The organism is Bacillus sp. LBA3-1-1.1 (assembly GCF_040676495.1).
Classification (GTDB): domain Bacteria; phylum Bacillota; class Bacilli; order Bacillales; family Bacillaceae_G; genus Bacillus_A; species Bacillus_A nitratireducens.
In genome coordinates this window covers 132162-150568 of the sequence record NZ_JBEGIB010000002.1, presented here as the reverse complement: position 1 = coordinate 150568, position 18407 = coordinate 132162, and the positions used below count along the sequence as shown (strand labels likewise).

General features: G+C 35.9%; 17 protein-coding genes. 10 read left to right on the top strand and 7 right to left on the bottom strand.

Features of this window, described 5'->3' with window-relative positions; genetic code table 11:
- Window positions 1–40: 40 nt before the first annotated feature.
- Window positions 41–1303, top strand: coding sequence for a tyrosine--tRNA ligase (gene tyrS, locus MRBLBA3_RS04015; protein WP_363379837.1), 1263 nt, complete (start codon window positions 41–43; stop codon window positions 1301–1303).
- Window positions 1304–1568: 265 nt separating this feature from the next.
- On the opposite strand, the gene MRBLBA3_RS04010 is transcribed toward tyrS, so the two are convergent.
- From MRBLBA3_RS04010 to MRBLBA3_RS04000, 3 genes are all read right to left on the bottom strand, one after another.
- Entirely contained in the window at window positions 1569–2747 is a 1179-nt protein-coding gene (locus tag MRBLBA3_RS04010) for an NAD(P)/FAD-dependent oxidoreductase (RefSeq protein ID WP_000043193.1), read from the bottom strand.
- Between the two features lie 44 nt (window positions 2748–2791).
- The gene (locus tag MRBLBA3_RS04005) at window positions 2792–3232 is read right to left on the bottom strand and encodes a DUF1641 domain-containing protein (RefSeq protein WP_001115309.1); all 441 of its coding nucleotides are present in this window, start codon (window positions 3230–3232) and stop codon (window positions 2792–2794) included.
- A 431-nt stretch (window positions 3233–3663) separates the two neighbouring features.
- Window positions 3664–4011 carry a winged helix-turn-helix transcriptional regulator gene (locus tag MRBLBA3_RS04000; RefSeq protein ID WP_002016005.1) on the bottom strand — a complete coding sequence of 116 codons (348 nt, stop codon included), beginning with the start codon at window positions 4009–4011 and terminating at the stop codon, window positions 3664–3666.
- A 394-nt stretch (window positions 4012–4405) separates the two neighbouring features.
- On the opposite strand from MRBLBA3_RS04000, the gene MRBLBA3_RS03995 reads away from it, so the two are divergent.
- From MRBLBA3_RS03995 to MRBLBA3_RS03985, 3 genes are all read left to right on the top strand, one after another.
- On the top strand, window positions 4406–5569 hold the full coding sequence (locus tag MRBLBA3_RS03995; protein WP_363379901.1) for an MFS transporter: 1164 nt from the start codon (window positions 4406–4408) through the stop codon (window positions 5567–5569).
- Window positions 5570–5584: 15 nt separating this feature from the next.
- Window positions 5585–6424, top strand: coding sequence for an aldo/keto reductase (locus MRBLBA3_RS03990; RefSeq protein WP_414645931.1), 840 nt, complete (start codon window positions 5585–5587; stop codon window positions 6422–6424).
- Between the two features lie 122 nt (window positions 6425–6546).
- Complete coding sequence (locus MRBLBA3_RS03985) at window positions 6547–7485, top strand: thioester domain-containing protein (protein WP_098218726.1); 939 nt, start codon at window positions 6547–6549, stop codon at window positions 7483–7485.
- A gap of 41 nt (window positions 7486–7526) precedes the next feature.
- Here the strand turns inward: MRBLBA3_RS03985 and MRBLBA3_RS03980 are convergent, their stop codons facing one another.
- On the bottom strand, window positions 7527–8165 hold the full coding sequence (locus MRBLBA3_RS03980) for an NAD(P)-dependent oxidoreductase (RefSeq protein WP_097809416.1): 639 nt from the start codon (window positions 8163–8165) through the stop codon (window positions 7527–7529).
- A 302-nt stretch (window positions 8166–8467) separates the two neighbouring features.
- Between MRBLBA3_RS03980 and MRBLBA3_RS03975 the strand changes: the two genes are divergently transcribed.
- From MRBLBA3_RS03975 to MRBLBA3_RS03960, 4 genes are all read left to right on the top strand, one after another.
- Entirely contained in the window at window positions 8468–9898 is a 1431-nt protein-coding gene (locus MRBLBA3_RS03975; protein WP_001022946.1) for an alanine/glycine:cation symporter family protein, read from the top strand.
- 333 nt (window positions 9899–10231) lie between these two features.
- Window positions 10232–11674, top strand: coding sequence for an alanine/glycine:cation symporter family protein (locus MRBLBA3_RS03970; protein WP_097809415.1), 1443 nt, complete (start codon window positions 10232–10234; stop codon window positions 11672–11674).
- Between the two features lie 302 nt (window positions 11675–11976).
- Window positions 11977–13158, top strand: a complete 1182-nt coding sequence (locus tag MRBLBA3_RS03965; RefSeq protein WP_000673865.1) for a NupC/NupG family nucleoside CNT transporter — start codon at window positions 11977–11979, stop codon at window positions 13156–13158.
- 501 nt (window positions 13159–13659) lie between these two features.
- Window positions 13660–14841, top strand: a complete 1182-nt coding sequence (locus tag MRBLBA3_RS03960; protein WP_000706849.1) for a NupC/NupG family nucleoside CNT transporter — start codon at window positions 13660–13662, stop codon at window positions 14839–14841.
- Between the two features lie 43 nt (window positions 14842–14884).
- Here the strand turns inward: MRBLBA3_RS03960 and MRBLBA3_RS03955 are convergent, their stop codons facing one another.
- From MRBLBA3_RS03955 to MRBLBA3_RS03945, 3 genes are all read right to left on the bottom strand, one after another.
- A complete protein-coding gene (locus MRBLBA3_RS03955; protein WP_212088458.1) occupies window positions 14885–16054 on the bottom strand; it encodes a DUF418 domain-containing protein in 1170 nt (389 codons plus the stop codon).
- Between the two features lie 147 nt (window positions 16055–16201).
- Entirely contained in the window at window positions 16202–16708 is a 507-nt protein-coding gene (locus MRBLBA3_RS03950; protein ID WP_000949403.1) for a ferritin, read from the bottom strand.
- A 53-nt stretch (window positions 16709–16761) separates the two neighbouring features.
- Window positions 16762–17085 (bottom strand): MazG nucleotide pyrophosphohydrolase domain-containing protein, encoded by a 324-nt coding sequence (locus MRBLBA3_RS03945; RefSeq protein WP_000355746.1) that lies wholly within the window; start codon window positions 17083–17085, stop codon window positions 16762–16764.
- A gap of 88 nt (window positions 17086–17173) precedes the next feature.
- Between MRBLBA3_RS03945 and MRBLBA3_RS03940 the strand changes: the two genes are divergently transcribed.
- A complete protein-coding gene (locus tag MRBLBA3_RS03940) occupies window positions 17174–17737 on the top strand; it encodes a TIGR00730 family Rossman fold protein (protein WP_363379898.1) in 564 nt (187 codons plus the stop codon).
- Window positions 17738–17855: 118 nt separating this feature from the next.
- Complete coding sequence (locus tag MRBLBA3_RS03935) at window positions 17856–18137, top strand: hypothetical protein (protein WP_363379832.1); 282 nt, start codon at window positions 17856–17858, stop codon at window positions 18135–18137.
- The last annotated feature ends 270 nt before the right edge of the window (window positions 18138–18407 follow it).

The following is an 18407-nucleotide window of genomic DNA, read 5'->3' as shown; positions in this document are numbered from 1 at the left end:
GGGCTTTTTGTTTTTCAAAAAATAAAGGGGATGACAAAAGATGAATATCATTGATGAATTAGAATGGCGCGGCGCCATTAATCAACAAACGGACGAAGAAGGTTTACGTAAGCTAGTAGAAGAGAAAAAGATTTCACTATACTGCGGAGTGGATCCGACTGGTGATAGTATGCATATCGGACATTTGATTCCATTTATGATGATGAAGAGATTCCAATTAGCTGGTCATCATCCTGTTATTTTAATTGGCGGGGCAACAGGAACAATTGGTGACCCGAGTGGACGTCAATCAGAGCGTCAACTGCAAACGTTAGAAGTAGTCCAGCATAATGTGGATGCGTTAACAGCACAAATGAAAAAGCTATTTGATTTCGGCGGCAATAGCGAAGTGAAGATGGTAAATAACTATGACTGGACACATGAGATAAACATCATCGAATTTTTACGTGATTACGGCAAAAACTTTAGCATAAATAGCATGTTAGCAAAAGATATTGTAGCAAGTCGTTTGGACACTGGAATTTCTTTCACAGAGTTCACGTACCAAATCTTGCAAGCGATGGATTTCCATCATTTATACACAAAAGAAGATGTTCAACTGCAAATTGGTGGTAGTGACCAATGGGGAAATATTACGAGTGGTTTAGATTTAATTCGTAAGTTAGAAGGTCATGAAGCGAAAGTATTTGGATTAACGATTCCATTATTATTAAAATCAGATGGTACGAAGTTTGGTAAATCAGCAGGTGGTGCGGTTTGGCTTGATCCGGAAAAAACAACACCGTTTGAATTTTACCAGTTCTGGGTGAATACAGATGACCGTGATGTAATTAAATACTTGAAATACTTTACGTTCTTACAGAAAGAGCGAATTGATGAATTGGCAGCGAAGGTAGAAACTGAGCCGCATAAACGTGAAGCGCAAAAAGTATTAGCGGAAGAAATGACGAAATTCATTCACGGAGAAGAGGCATTTTTGCAAGCTGTGAAAATTACAGCAGCGTTATTTAGTGGAGATATTAAATCGTTAACAGCTGATGAAATTGAGCAAGGCTTTAAAGAGATGCCGACATTTGAGTCTTCAAAAGAGAAGAAAAATATCGTAGAGTGGCTAGTTGATTTAGGGATTGAGCCATCTAGAAGACAAGCACGTGAAGACATTAATAATGGAGCTATATCTATGAATGGTGAAAAAGTAACGGATGTAGCTACGGATGTTACTGTAGAAAATTCATTTGATGGACGATTTATTATTATTCGTAAAGGGAAGAAGAACTACAGCTTAGTGAAATTGGGAGAATAGTTTTTGTGAAAGAGCGGAAGTAGGGAAGATATCTACTCCCGCTTTTTTCATATACACAATTTTGACATAAAAGAGTCAGTATATTTTGATAATTAAAGAGGGTTATATGATTCTGCTGCCGAATAAATAAATTAGAGAAAATTACGGATAAAGTGAAACTTTAATCAGTGGGGGTTTTGTTCATCCCCCACTGATTATCAGCCCGCACCAATCGGGATAAAAATAGCCCGAACCATGCAGGGCATGATTCGGGCTTATATTCAGATTAGTAAGCTAAGCTGAATAGACCTTTAATGTGTGATAAGTAACGAACGTTACTTGCTTCTTTCATTAATGATGCTGGTAAACCTTTAAGCGGAGTATTGCTTGCTCCGATTGTAGCAACAGCATCTTTACGTCCTAGACTAGCAAGTGTTCCAGAGTTTACAGGTGCGAACTCTTCGAATGCTTTGCCTTCTAGTGCTGCGTATAAGTTGTATCCAATTAACTCACCCATTTGCCAAGCGATCTGTGCAGTTGGTGGGTATGGACGACCGTCTTCAGCAAAGACAACAGCGCTGTCTCCAGCAACGAATACGTCTTTGTGAGAAGTAGATTGTAGGTGTGCATCAACTGTTGCACGGCCACGGTTTACTTCAAGACCTGATTCACCGATTAATGGGTTACCTTGTACGCCGCCTGTCCAAACGAATGTGTTAGCAACAAGTTTTTGACCGTCTTTTAAGTCGATTTCATTGCCAGCAACGTTTGTTACAGGAAGACCTGTTAAGAATGTAACACCGCGTGCTTCTAGGCTAGTAGTTGCACGTTCGATTAAGTGGTCTGGTAATACTGGAAGGATTTTTGGACCTGCTTCAACAAGAAGAAGTTTAACTTCTTTTGGATTTACGCCGTGGCTTTTTGCAAGTTTAGGCATAATGTCAGCAAGCTCACCAACTAGCTCAACGCCAGTTAATCCGCCACCACCGATTACGATTGTAGCGTCAGCTTCGTTTTTCGTTTTAGCGTATTCACGAATACGGTCTTCAACGTGTTTGTAGATTTTGTTAGCATCAGCAGCAGATTTTAATACCATGCTGTTTTCTTCTAGTCCTGGAATACCGAAGTAAGCAGTTTTACTTCCTAAAGCAACTACAAGTGCATCGTAAGATAAAGTAGTGCCACCAGCTAGTTTAATTTCTTTGCTATCAACTGAGAATGACTCAACTGTTGCGATTTTAAGATCGATATCTTTACCTTTGAAAAGCTTTGTAAGTGGCATTGCAATTGCTTGCTCAGCAACGTTACCAGCTGCAAGGCGGTGTAGTTCAGTGATGATTTGGTGTGTTGGGTATTGGTTAATCACTGTAACTTGTGCTTCTGATTTGCTGTAATATTTACGTACGTTTAAAGCGGCAAGAAGACCGCCATAACCAGCGCCTAAGATGACAATTTGTTTTGACATAGTATGATATCCCCCGTCTTTACTAATTGTTGTTATAAGTTAACTTATTTATTGTTACGTTCTGCACTAATTTGAAGATATGCGTTCACAAAGCGGAACATTTTTTGCGCTTGTGGGTCTTTTAATAATTTTAATAGACCGAACAGGCCGATAACTTCGTTGCTTTCGTCAGCACGATCTTTCGCTTCGATTGCAGTAGCAGCCATGCTTTTCACTGTATCTTTTACAGGTTCTACAAGCTCTGTGATTGCACCAACAGTGTCGCTTTTTAATACTTCATCAGTAGCAACAGTTTGAGCGAAGTCATAAGACTTAGTTAAAATATTAACAAGCTCAGTTAATTTTGGAAGCTGTTCTACTAGTGTAGTTAATGATTCTTGTACCTCAGGTTTTAACAACTGATCAAGTACATCAAGTTGTCCTTGGCTAGCAGAAATTTGTACAGTTTCTTGTTCTGGCTTTGTTTGAGTCATAGTTTCTGGCATCTCCAATTCTCCTTTACGATAGCAATACTCTTATTTTTGATAGGTAAGATAGTAAACGTTTGCGAAACTTTATACAAAGTTTCACAAAGCACAATAAAATGCCTTTAAATTTATGATAGCAAGTAAGCTGAAATCATAAATCCAAAACCATAATGTCCTACCTATTATTTATGAACTGTCCGATACATGGCTTGTCCGCATAATGGAAAGGTCCTTTATCGGAAAGTGTATATAATATATATCCTATATTATATACTATATACACGTATGTTAACATAAAAATGATTCCTAATTATTTGATATTGAGCGTATAACCTAGTACTGACAAGGCATGAAAGCGCATAAATTATTTTGCTTAAATTAGAAATGTACATATATATAAAGGGAAAAAGGAAAAAATGGACAAATTTATGTTCATTTTTTCCTTTTTCTTATTGTTCATCCTCTGTAATTAGCATCGATGTGTTACCACTTTTTTCAAGATGGCATTCGCCCCAAGTACAAAGAGAATCGAGAATTGATTCTAAAGACCATCCGTAGTCAGTAAGGGAATATTCTACTTTTGGTGGTACTTGATTGTATACTTTTCTTTGAATAACCCCGTCTACTTCTAACTCGCGTAATTGCTGTGTTAACATCTTTTGTGTAATACCAGGCATTAAACGTTTTAGTTCACTCGTTCTCTTTGTACCTTTCGTTAAATGGCAAAGAATAACGACTTTCCATTTTCCACCGATGACCTCTAAAGTCGCCTCGACAGGAATATTATATTTCTTCATATAAAAATCTCCTTTGATGAATGTAAATTTCAGTTCTTCAACGAAAGAAGCTAAATAAGTTAAATGTTACTTTTTAGTGCCTATAGCACTTTAAAGTACGTACTTTTTATCGTGTTGAATATGTTTCATAATAGCATACGTAAGAGGGGAATGAGTAGTACGGTACTAAAAAGTGCCTATGTTACTTTTTGGTACCTATCGTACTTTAAAGTGCGTTCTTCAAAAAAAGAGTGAAGCCATTCATAATAGCATATATCAGCAGTAACATTATTTTTGTAGAAGATAAAAAGGCCTTTTTATCATACTATTATGATTGGATTTCTCGTATTAAGGAGGAGTTCAATTGAATTCATATACAGTATCATCTTCGGAAGTTCAGACGAATCGAAGAAGTATGTTTGCGTTATTAGCACTAGCAATTAGTGCATTTGGAATTGGTACAACCGAGTTTATTAGCGTCGGATTATTACCATCTATTTCAGAAGATTTACATGTTTCCGTTACAACAGCGGGTTTAACGGTTTCTTTATATGCATTAGGGGTAGCATTCGGTGCTCCTGTCTTAACTTCGCTAACAGCTAGTATGTCGCGAAAGACATTATTAATGTGGATTATGATTATTTTCATTATTGGTAATGGGATTGCAGCGGTAGCAACAAGTTTTACTGTGTTACTTATCGCTAGGGTTGTATCTGCTTTCGCACATGGCGTTTTTATGTCAATCGGATCTACAATTGCGGCCGCACTTGTACCAGAGAATAAACGAGCTAGTGCAATTGCCTTTATGTTTACTGGTTTAACGGTTGCGACGATTACAGGTGTACCGATTGGAACGTTCATTGGTCAACAGTTTGGCTGGAGAGCTTCCTTTATGGTAATTGTTGCGATTGGAATTGTTGCTTTCATCGCCAATAGTATGCTGATTCCGTCTAACTTGAAAAAAGGTACATCCGTATCATTTCGTGATCAATTTAAACTGATTACGAACGGAAGGTTATTACTTGTTTTCATTATTACTGCATTAGGATACGGGGGAACATTCGTAACATTTACGTATTTATCTCCGCTACTACAAGAAGTAACGGGATTTAAATCAAGTACCGTTACAGTCATTTTATTAGTGTACGGGATTGCAATTGCGATTGGGAATATGGTCGGCGGAAAATTATCGAACCATAATCCAATTCGAGCGCTATTTTACATGTTCTTTATTCAAGCGATTGTATTATTCGTTTTAACATTTACAGCACCCTTTAAAGTCGCTGGTTTAGTCACAATTATTTTTATGGGATTATTTGCATTTATGAATGTTCCAGGGCTACAAGTGTATGTCGTTATATTGGCTGAGAGATTTGTTCCAAGTGCTGTTGATGTGGCATCAGCGATTAACATTGCAGCATTTAACGCAGGAATTGCTCTTGGTGCTTACTTAGGCGGTATTGTAACGAACTCGTTAGGATTAATTCATACAGCTTGGGTAGGCGGCATTATGGTAGCAGGGGCTGTTATTTTAACAGCGTGGAGTATGACATTAGAAAAAAGAGATCAAGTGAAATAAGGGAGAGAAAATATAATGAAAAATTTACAAAGTAAAACAACATTGCATAACGGTGTAGAAATGCCTTGGTTCGGTTTAGGTGTATTTAAAGTAGAAGATGGACCAGAACTTGTAGAGGCCGTGAAAGTGGCGATTAAAGAAGGATACCGCAGTATCGATACAGCTGCGATTTATGGGAATGAAAAAACAGTCGGAGAAGGAATTCGCGCTGGTATAAAAGAAGCGGGGATTTCTCGAGAAGATTTATTTATCACTTCAAAAGTGTGGAATTCGGATCAAGGATACGAAACAACACTTGCTGCATATGAAGAGAGTTTAAAAAAGTTAGAACTAGATTATTTAGATTTATATCTTGTTCATTGGCCTGTTGAAGGGAAATACAAAGATACATGGAGAGCGTTAGAAACACTTTGTAAAGAAGAACGCGTGCGTGCAATTGGCGTAAGTAATTTCCAAATTCACCATCTGCAAGACGTATTGGAAGATGCAGAAATTAAACCGATGATTAATCAAGTGGAATATCACCCTCGTTTAACACAAAAAGAATTACAAGCTTTCTGTAAAGAGCAAGGTATTCAAATGGAAGCATGGTCACCACTTATGCAAGGTCAGTTATTAGATAATGAAACATTACAAGAAGTTGCTGATAAGTACGGTAAAACAACAGCGCAAATCATTTTACGTTGGGATCTTCAAAATGAAGTTGTAACAATTCCGAAGTCAACGAAAGAACATCGTATTATTGCGAATGCAAGTATATTTGATTTTGAATTAACAAAAGAAGACATGGAAAAGATTGATGCTTTAAATCAAAACCACCGCGTCGGTCCAGACCCTGATAACTTTGATTTCTAATAGAGGTAAGTTCAAAGAGTGCAAATAGTTTGCACTCTTTTTTGTTTTGCTTATGCATAAAAAAAGTTTCTAACTAAATAATAAACAGTATTAAATTTGTTATTTTATAAGGGGTTGTAGACATGAATATAAAACGATCGTTCAAGATAATGGCCGCTTTTTTGAGTGTTTTATTTGTATTTGCGAACTTATTATTCCCGCTTCAAAAAGCATTCGCAGAAGTTATGGATCATACGAAGTATCAAATGGATTGGAGTTATAGTAGGTCAAAGAAGAAACCAATTCGAACAGAGCTTATTAAAACGGCAGATGGAAAAATTGCATTTTGCTTAAATGTAGATTTGAAATCTCCGAGCGGTCAAGACTTACCTGAAATGGGTAAAGTAGATATTAACGTATACCGTGTACTATTAAACGGGTATCCGCAGAAGAGTCCACAAGAATTAGGTGTTTCCGATTGGAGAGAGGCACATTACGCAACGCAGCTTGCGGTATGGAATGCTTTAAAACAAATTGATATTAACGATTTAGATTTCCGTAATAAAAATGTAGAAAAAGTAACGAAAGATATCGTTGCAAAAGCAAGCGCTAGTGAGGAACTACAAGAAATTACGATGAGTGTAGTACCATCAGAAGAACAACAAGCAGTATTGAAAAATGATTTCTTTGAAACAGGATTATATACAGTAGAAACAAACGCGAAAAGTGGAACGTATAAAGTGCAAGCAACAGGTGCACCAGAAGGCGCGAAGTTCGTAAATGAAAAAGGCGAAGCAAAAACTGAATTTAATGTAGGAGAAAAATTCCGCATTTTAATTCCGAAACAAACACCAGCGGGTGGATTTAGCTTTAAAGTATCAGGAAATTTAACGAAATTACAAGGAATTGCTCATAAAGGAACACCAACGATTCAAAATGCGGTTGTGTTACTTGAGCGTAGTGAAGAAAAAACAAGTCCAGAGTTGGCGGTAAGTTGGAAAAAAGCAAATGGTCATGATAATAAACCAAATAAACCCTATACACCAAATGAACCACATAAACCGAATCAATATAACAGATGATAAAAAAAGCTCGTAAACATTATGTTTACGAGCTTTTTCTATTACTCAGCTTCAGAAACAACTGTGAAGCGTTCATTTACGTGTTTTGGATTTTCAATTTCATCAAGTGCTGCTACCGCGAAGTCTTCGTAACTTACGTAGCTATCACCTTTTGAGTTAACAAGAAGATTGTCTTTGCCAGCTGTATAAGAGCCAGTGCGTTTTCCTAATGCGAATAGTGCAGAAGGGCTGATAAATGTCCAAGTGATATCGTTTGTTTGTTGCAAGATTTCTAAGTTTTTACCTTGGTTTTGAGCAGTTGCAAGGTATTCATTTGGGAAACCTGGTGTATCAAATACACGTGTTGTTTTTTCTGCGTCTACAAATAAGCTACCAGCGCCGCCAACAACAAGTAATTTTGTATTAGGTGCACCTTTCATAGCTTCAATTAGTACGTTTCCTGCATCTACGTGAAGGTGTTCTTGTCCTGCTGGAGCACCGAATGCATTTACAACTACGTCAAATGCTTGTAGGTCATTAGATGTAAGAGCGAATACATCTTTTTCTAAAACATTTACATTTTCTTCTGTAATTTTTGCAGCGTTTCTTACGATTGCAGTTACTTCATGTCCGCGATCTAATGCTTCTTTTAAAATACGACTTCCTGCTTTACCAGTTGCTCCGACGATTCCGATTTTCATAATAAATCCCTCCAAAGTGTTTTGTTAAAGTGTATATCTGAAAGTAAATGAATGTATTGTAATTAGGTTTGTTACAACCTGTTGTAATCATTATAGTTACAGGTTGATATTTTTGTCAATGGTGTTGTTTTATGAAATTATTTTTGTTTAGTATGTGCAGCGACTGAAAGTAAAATCATAAAAGAATATTGTATTGGTGATGGAAACCTAATATTTGGAAGATATAAGGTGTCGAAAAATGTTGATTTTTGAATATTTTTTGAATATAATTCGATTTATGGAGAAAAGGAGGGGTTAATTGTATGAATATTTTGGAACAATTCGTTTCATCAACGAATACAATTCTTTGGTCATATATTCTTATTGCAATGTTAATTGGTTTAGGGCTTTATTTTTCTATTAAATTAAAATTCGTACAAATTACTCATTTAGGGGAAATGGTTCGATTAATGAGTGATGGTTTAACTGGAAAGACACGTAAAAAAGGCAGTGTATCATCATTCCAAGCTTTCTGTATGAGTTCAGCAGCTCGTATTGGTATTGGAAACTTAGCTGGTGTAGCGTTAGCTATTTCTATGGGCGGACCTGGAGCAGTATTCTGGATGTGGGTTATTGCGATTATCGGGGCGTCTTCAAGTTTCGTAGAAAGTACGCTTGCGCAAATTTATAAAATAAAAGATGGCAGTGGCTTCCGTGGTGGTCCTGCTTATTATATGGAAAAAGGTTTAAATAAACGTTGGATGGGAATTTGGTTCTCTATCCTTATTACAATTAGTTACGGTCTAATTTTCAACTCAGTACAAGCAAATACAGTTACATTAGCATTTAAAAATGCATTTGGTATTGAGCGTTATGTTGTTGGAATCGTATTAGCGGTATTAGTTGCGGTTATTATTTTTGGTGGTGTGAAAAGTATTGCGCGTATGTCAGAAATGATTGTTCCGCCGATGGCAATTGTTTATATTGCAGTAGCTATTTTCGTTGTTATTAAAAATTATTATTTAATACCGGATATGTTTACAGAAATCTTTAAAGGTGCATTCGGTTTAGATTCAGCTGTAGGTGGCGGTATTGGTGCTGCGATGAAGTTTGGTATTCAGCGCGGATTATTTGCGAATGAAGCAGGTATGGGTAGTGCGCCAAACGCGGCTGCAACAGCGGATGTAACACATCCAGCTAAACAAGGATTTATTCAAACAATTGGAGTATTAGTAGATACATTTTTAGTATGTACATCAACAGCATTTATCGTACTATGTTCTGGTGCGTATAAGGCAACAAATTTAGAGGGGATTGAATTAACGCAAGTGGCGTTAAGTTCACAAATCGGTTCGTGGGCAAGTAGCTTCTTAGCGATTATCATTTTCTTATTTGCTTTCAGTTCACTTCTAGGAAACTATTATTATGGTGAAACGAATATTGAATTTATTAAACAAAGTAAAACTTGGTTAACGATTTACCGTATTGCGGTAGTGGGAATGGTATTATTCGGTTCTGTTGCGACGCTTCAAGTTGTATGGAATATGGCAGATTTATTTATGGGTCTAATGGTAATTACAAACTTAATTGCGATTACACTTCTTGGACGGTTTGCATATGCAGCATTAGCGGACTATGTGAAACAAAAGAAACAAGGAAAAGATCCAGTCTTCAGTGCAGATTCTATCCCGGGTTTAACGAACACAGAGTGTTGGGATAAGCCGGCGGTAACAGATAAAGAAAAAGCAGTATAAGGAAAAACGAGCATCGAGATGAATTCGATGCTCGTTTTTTTTGTTGTAGTAAATGATGAAAAGGGTGAGAGGTAATTGTTAATATAATTTTTGTTTGTTCATTCCTCTCGTTATTTGTAGGAAACGTACTGTCTTAAAAGTATGACTGGTCGAATGGGATGAGTGATTGAGTATTGGATAAATGTACGTACTGGTTATATTTTCACGTAAAAAAACATATATGTTAGGATTTTTGACATATCCATGTTATAAAACCTAACATAAAATTCTTGATTACTAAAAGTTTTTAGAATATAATTTTCTTATTGTTAGGAAGAGGGGGGCAATGCAATTATGGATTTTTTAGTTAAGTTAATTGGGGATGTAAATAATGTCCTTTGGTCATATATCATTATTGCGATGTTAATTGGGTTAGGGCTTTATTTTTCATTTCGTGTGAAATTTGTCCAAGTTCGTTACTTCGGTGAAATGATTCGATTGCTTGGGGATGGGGCAAGTTCGAAAACGAGGAAAGCACAAAAAGAGAAGAGCGGTGTATCATCGTTCCAGGCTTTTTGTATGAGTACAGCATCTCGTGTAGGAACTGGTAATTTAGCTGGTGTGGCAATTGCGATTTCAGCAGGAGGACCAGGAGCTGTATTTTGGATGTGGTTAATCGCGGTAATCGGAGGAGCTTCTGCATTTGTAGAGAGCACATTAGCGCAAATTTATAAAGTGAAAGATGGGAATGCATTCCGCGGTGGCCCAGCGTATTATATGGAAAAAGGTTTAAAGAAACGCTGGCTAGGGGTTGTCTTCTCTGTTCTAATAACAGTTAGTTTCGGATTAATTTTCAATGCCGTGCAGTCAAATACAGTAGCGGCGGCTTTTGATGGAGCATTTAAAACAGATGGTAAGTTTGTAGGTCTGTTTATGGCTGGTTTACTTGCAATCATTATTTTTGGCGGGGTTAAGCGAATTGCACGTGCGGTTGAAATGATTGTTCCAGTAATGGCAATTATATATGTAGCAGTTGCATTATTCGTTGTTGTAACAAACATTACGGCAATTCCGTATGTATTTAAAGAAATTTTCTTACATGCTTTCGGAATTAAAGAAGTAGTAGGTGGGGGATTAGGAGCTGCGATTTTACTAGGGGTAAAACGTGGATTATTCTCAAATGAAGCTGGTATGGGTAGTGCGCCAAATGCTGCGGCAACGGCTAACGTAACGCACCCAGTTAAACAAGGTTTCATTCAAACTTTAGGGGTATTTACAGATACATTATTAATTTGTAGTTGTACAGCATTTATTATTTTATTATCAGATGTGCCTGGAGCGGCTGATTTAAACGGAATTCAATTAACGCAACAAGCATTAAGTCAACATATCGGACCGTGGGCTTCTATATTTGTAGCAGTTGCAATCTTCTTATTTGCATTTAGTTCATTGGTAGGTAACTACTACTATGGTGAAACAAATATTGAATTTTTAAATGGGAGTAAAGTTTTACTAAATGTTTATCGAATTGCGGTACTTGGTATGGTTATGTTAGGTTCTGTAGCAACAATTCAAATTGTTTGGGACTTAGCAGATTTATTCATGGGTATTATGGCTGTTATTAACTTAATTGCGATTGTATTCCTTTCTAAGTATGCTTTCGCGGCATTATCAGATTACGTAAAGCAAAAGAAACAAGGAAAAGATCCAGTCTTTTATGCGGATTCTATTCCAGGTTTAAACAATACAGAGTGTTGGGACAAGCCAGCAGTAGCAGATAAAGAAAAAGCTGTATAATAAAAGATGGAACGAGCATCAGAGAAATTTGATGCTCGTTTTTTTTATAGTAATGAACAAGGGAAAGGGAGAAAAGACGAACATTAATGAGGTGTTTATAATAAAATGTGATTTTTTTGAGAAAATTGCAGATGTGAGTTGTAATTTATGTTAGAATGGAAAATGGCTTTGAAACAAGAGATTTTATGGTTTTTCATATCGAATTGAAGGTTTTGGAGGAGAAATGGAAAGTTCGGATTATTTCTTGTTTTGAGTAGTCAGACGTTCAACGTTAATGAAGAGTTAAATGGAGGATTTTATTAATGAAGTTTGTTATGTTTCTTGTAGGATTACTCGTTGTATTCGTACTAGGTTTTCTTATAAGTTCTGATCGTAAGAAGATTAAGTATAAACCAATCGCGATTATGCTTGTTATTCAGCTAGCGTTAACGTATTTCTTATTAAATACGCCAATTGGTTATATTTTAGTAAAAGGAATTTCAGATGGATTTGGAGCGCTTCTTGGATATGCTGAATCTGGAATCGTTTTCGTATTTGGTGGTCTTGTTAATAAAGGGGAGGTTTCATTCTTCTTAACAGCTTTATTACCAATCGTATTCTTTGCCGTTTTAATTGGAATTCTGCAACACTTTAAAATTTTACCGATATTTATTCGTGCCATTGGTACTTTGCTAAGTAAAGTAAATGGTTTAGGAAAATTAGAATCATATAATGCAGTAGCGGCTGCAATTGTTGGACAAGCAGAAGTATTTATTACAGTAAAAGATCAGTTAAGTAAAATCCCAAAACATCGTTTATATACACTATGTGCATCTTCCATGTCGACAGTATCGATGTCGATTGTTGGTTCTTATATGAAAATGATTGAGCCAAAATATGTAGTAACAGCACTTGTATTAAATTTATTTAGTGGTTTCATTATTATTCATATTATTAATCCGTACGATATTACGGAAGAAGAAGATACATTGAAGTTAGAAAATAAGAAAAAGCAGTCATTCTTTGAAATGCTAAGCGAATATATTATGCTTGGTTTCACGATTGCGATCACAGTAGCAGCAATGTTACTTGGTTTCGTAGCGTTAATTACAGCAATCAATAGCTTGTTTGATTCAATGTTCGGTATTACATTCCAAGCTATTTTAGGTTATATTTTCTCACCATTAGCATTCGTAATGGGTATCCCGCAATCCGAAATGGTAACGGCGGGACAAATTATGGCAACGAAATTAGTATCGAACGAATTTGTTGCGATGCTTGATCTAGGAAAAGTAGCTGGTGATTTATCAGCTCGTACAGTTGGTATTCTTTCTGTATTCCTTGTATCATTTGCGAACTTCTCATCTATCGGAATTATTGCAGGTGCAACGAAAGGGATCGATGAAAACCAATCAAACGTTGTTTCATCATTCGGATTACGACTTGTATACGGTGCAACATTAGTAAGTCTTTTATCGGCGATTATCGTTGGTGTTATGTTATAAAGTGAAACTTTAATCAGTGGGGGGGTTCATCCCCCACTGATTATTAGTTGAACCAATCGGGCATTTACGGGCAGTTGATCCCTCACCTAACTTCTTTGCTTTCGCTGCATTTTGAGGTGGGGATCTTACTGCCCGTTAATGCGGGATAAAAAAGGGTGGTCCTAGCTCATAGCTAGGGCTATTTTTTATGGTAAATTTGCATGAAAAAACCAATTATTTAGGAATATATTAACATATAAAAATCTTTTAAAATTTATATTGCATTTCGGTTAGATAACGCTTACAATTTGATTTGTAGGTGGTATCAATTTCAGACTTTCAAGTATGGTAGGAGAGAAGAAGCTACCTTTTATAAATTGCAATTTATGTAAACGCTTACTGATTTTAGAAAACAGTTGAATAGTATTTAGGGGTTTTAAATTTTTTTAACATCAATGGTCAGACGTCATTCGTTATACGTTATACGACCAATAACTCGTGGGAGAAGTGGAGGATTCACATATGAAAATAGTAATGTTTCTAGTCGGTTTACTTGTAGTATTTGTACTAGGTTTCCTTATCAGTTCAGATCGTAAGAAAATTAAATATAAACCAATTGCACTTATGCTTGTCATTCAATTGGTACTTGCGTATTTCTTACTAAATACAAAGGTCGGATTTGTATTAGTAAAAGGGATTGCAGATGGATTTGGCGCTATTTTAAAATTTGCGGAAGCTGGGGTTAATTTCGTATTTGGTGGTTTAGCGAACGATGGACAAGCACCATTCTTCTTAACAGTATTATTACCGATTATTTTCTTAGCAGTATTAATCGGGATCCTGCAACATATTAAAGTTTTACCGATTATCATTCGTGCAGTCGGTTTCGTATTAAGTAAAATTAATGGTTTAGGAAAACTTGAATCATATAATGCGGTAGCAGCTGCAATTGTTGGTCAAGGTGAAGTATTCATTACAGTAAAAGATCAATTAAGCAAATTACCAAAAAATCGTTTATACACACTTTGTGCATCTTCAATGTCAACAGTATCGATGTCAATCGTTGGTTCTTATATGAAAATGATTGATCCAAAATATGTAGTAACAGCACTTGTACTAAATTTATTTAGCGGATTCATTATCGTTCATATTATTAATCCATATGACGTGAAAGAAGAAGACGACATTTTAGAATTACAAGAAGATAAAAAACAAACATTCTTTGAAATGTTAGGCGAATATATTATGCTTGGTTTCTCTATCGCTGTAACAGTAGCGGCGATGTTAATCGGTTTCGTAGCATTAATTACAGCAATTAACGGTGTATTCGATTCAATTTTCGGAATCACATTCCAAAGTATTTTAGGATATATCTTCTCACCATTAGCATTCGTAATGGGTATTCCAACATCAGAGATGCTAGCAGCGGGACAAATTATGGCAACAAAATTAGTAACGAACGAATTCGTTGCAATGCTTGACCTTGGAAAAGTAGCTGGTGAGTTATCAGCTCGTACAGTAGGTATTTTATCTATCTTCCTTGTATCATTTGCGAACTTCTCATCTATCGGAATTATCGCAGGTGCAACGAAGAGTATCGATGGCAAACAAGCAAATGTTGTATCATCATTCGGACTAAAACTTGTATACGGTGCAACGTTAGTAAGTATATTATCAGCGATTATCGTTGGGGTTATGCTTTAATAATAAGAAAAGCAATGAGCATTGGGCTCATTGCTTTTTTTGTTTAACTTGCTTTATCCAAACTTCTTTTAAATCGTGGTCTCTCTAAATAAGTTCCCAGTCTCCATACATATTCAACAGGCCCCATTCGATATTTCCGTAGCCAATATGTGCTAACCAATAGTTGAATCGTATAAATTCCGATGGTTAAAAGAATACCGAAGAAGTATCCGATTTTACCGAATAAGCCAAAGCCATAAGCGTAAAAAATTGTTGTTGCGATAATGGATTGAGCTAAGTAATTACTAACCGACATTTTCCCCGTATTCGCCATATATGTTAGTAAGCGCGATGCTTTTTTGTAATGGAATAATAAAATAATTGTGCTTCCGTAAAAGACTGTCATGGTTACTGATGTAAGGCCATCTTGTAACATAATTAAAATTGGATGCTTTACGAACATGGCTAAGATTTTAATTGTAAAAGAGAAAATACCAGTGATAAGCCAAATCTTTTTGATAGAAGGTATGTGTTTATCAATCTCAAATAGCCAGCCCTTTTTTCCTACATACATTCCGAGTAAGAAAAGTGGGGACATAAAAATTATTGCGAAAATTGATATGAAAACTAGTCCGAAGAAACCGTTAATCCCAATATACTCGAAAGGATTTTCAGTTAATCTAAAGTTGACATGATCCATATAGCTTCCAGTTTCATGAACTTTATGCTCTTTTTCAATATAAGGAGCAAAATCATTAATATTTGTATTTGGATCAGTTTGATAAGACATAAGTGCAATGAGTGCGAGTAGAATAGTTGCCCAAATCAATAATGTTTTTGGTTTTCTATTTATAAACATCATTAAGAAAATCCCGATAAGCCCGTATGCAAATAAAATATCTCCGGACCAAACAAAGGTGCCGTGAATGAAACCTAGTAGTAAAAGAATGCTAATACGCCTTATATATGTAGGGAAAAACTTTTTTCCTTTTGCGATAATACTGTTTTGTAACAAAACAATGCTAAGCCCAAATAAAAAAGAGAATAGGGAAATAAAATTCTGCGTGCCGAAAAATTGAATAAACCAATTAGCACTTTCATCGAGTTTTCCGAAAATATAAGTGGGTTTTTCATTAGCGAATAACCCGAATTGGATTAATGTCATATTAACAAGTAAAATGCCAAATAAAGCGAAACCACGAATGGCGTCAACAGCTTCTACACGTTGGTTCATTTTTTCTCTCCTCGTATATTGTTTTATATTGAAAATAATACCATTTTTTTACTGGTGCTATGACAAATACGAGGAATTTTAAGGTGATTTTAAGCTAGAGAGAAAATAAAAAATCACCTTAATACATTCATTAAGGTGATTAAAATATTATTCAGCTGGAGGCGTAAATGTACGTTTCTCTAATTCAGCATCTAGCATAAATAGTGCGTTTGAATCGCTTGTAATACGTTTTAATTTTTGGATGATGCTATCAAATGAAGCTTCTTCTTCTACTTGCTCATCAACGAACCATTTTAAGAATGTAATTGTTGCATGCTCACGCTCATCCCAAGCGATATCAGATAAGTTGTAAATACGTTTTGTTACCTCACGCTCGTGCTCAAGTGCCACTTCAAAAGCGTTTAATACAGATTCATATTCGTTATTCGGATTATCAAATCCAGTAATAATAGCGCGCTCGCCGCGGTCATTAATATAGTTGTAAAGCTTCATTGCGTGGAAACGTTCTTCTTCAGCTTGTACAAGGAAAAAGTTAGCGAATCCATCATAGCTCTCGGCTGTACAGTAAGCAGCCATTGCCATATAAGCATGGGCAGAGTAAAACTCAAAGTTCATTTGTTCATTTAATGCGTCGTGCAATTTTTTAGATAACATAAAATCCCCCTTATTATTGTGACAAGAATATTATACCATAGTTGATAATATTCTCATTTGGATGCTTCGAACCTTTTCGAAAGCTTTGTGACGTGTGCGTCCATAATGTCTTGTAAATCTAAATCATATTTTTGCGAAAGAATAATAAGGTTAGATAGTACATCACCAAGTTCTTCTTTTAGTTCTTGTTTTAGCTCTTCTTCTGTTTTCGCATCTTCATCAGGACGATCGCGGCCGATTTCAATAGCGCGAACAACTCGTGATACTTCCCCAACTTCTTCAGTTAAGAAATTTAAGCGAATAAAGGCATTATACTGTGACCAGCTTCGTTTTTCGTAAAATTCCTCAACCCATCTTTGAAATGCAACGATATCCATTTCTTCCTCATCCCTTCAATATGTTGTACAATGTTCATTGTATCATAACAATATATAGTTTTGGGGTGTAGGGATGAGAAAGATTTGTGTGTTTGCAGGTTCAAATTTAGGGGAAAGACCAGAGTTTAAAGAACAGGCAATCCAGTTAGGAAAAATGTTCGTTGAAAACGATTATGAGCTTGTATACGGTGGTTCATGCGTTGGTTTAATGGGAGAAGTAGCGAATGAAGTTCTTCGCTTAGGTGGGCGTGTAACAGGTGTTATGCCGCGCGGTCTATTTCGAGGAGAGATTGTGCATACAGGATTAACAGAATTAATTGAAGTAGAAACGATGCATGAGCGCAAGGCGAAAATGGCAGAGCTTGCGGATGCTTTCATTGCACTACCAGGCGGATATGGAACTTTTGAAGAACTATTTGAAGTTGTATGTTGGTCACAAATTGGTATACATAATAAGCCGGTTGGTTTATTGAACATTAAAGACTTTTACGGACCAATTCTGCAAATGGTCGAACGTGCAGCTGAAGAGGGATTTATGAACCCATCGAATAAAGAGTTAATCGTTGCAGCTGATACGGCAGATAAATTAATTCATGAAATTCAAAATTACGAGCGTCCGGTTTTGGGGACGAAGTGGAAGCAACTATCATAATACAATTGTATAGAGATTTTTGGAAACACATGTCATTTTATCTTGAAAAGGCATGTGTTTTTAATTTGGTTAAATATATTAATGTTGAGATATAATGTTTTTTGAAAAGGAGAAATAGATGGAGGAGTTTTTGCATTTACGTCCTGTTTTTAAAAGTATTTTAGCAGCATCTATTTTGGTTATGCTAATTGTTTCAACACAGAAGAAAGAGCTAATTAATGAATTTTCGCTTTGGTTTATTTCGATATTGTGTATAGGTGTATCAGCGATAATGTTGTTTATGTCTGGATTTATCGTTGATGAGTATAATCTAGGTGGCGATGTGCAATCTTTTAATATGTTTATTGGGATTGGTTTGATCAGTGGCTTGAATTTCATTATTTACTATAGACGGAAATAACAAGGAAGGCATTCCATATTACTTTGGAATGCTTTTATCATTTTGATTACCTTGTTTTTTATATAGATTTTTGGAAACACATGTAAGTTTATTTTAAAAAGACATGTGTTTTTAATTTGGTTAAATATATTGATAGAGAGATGTGAAATCGTTCGAAGAGGGGAAGTAGATGGAGGGATGTTTTGATGACTAAAAAAAAGAAGATCTGAATAAAAGGTGAGTAAGGAATTATTGAGTGACATAGAATTGTTCCGTTAAAGGGTCAGATTG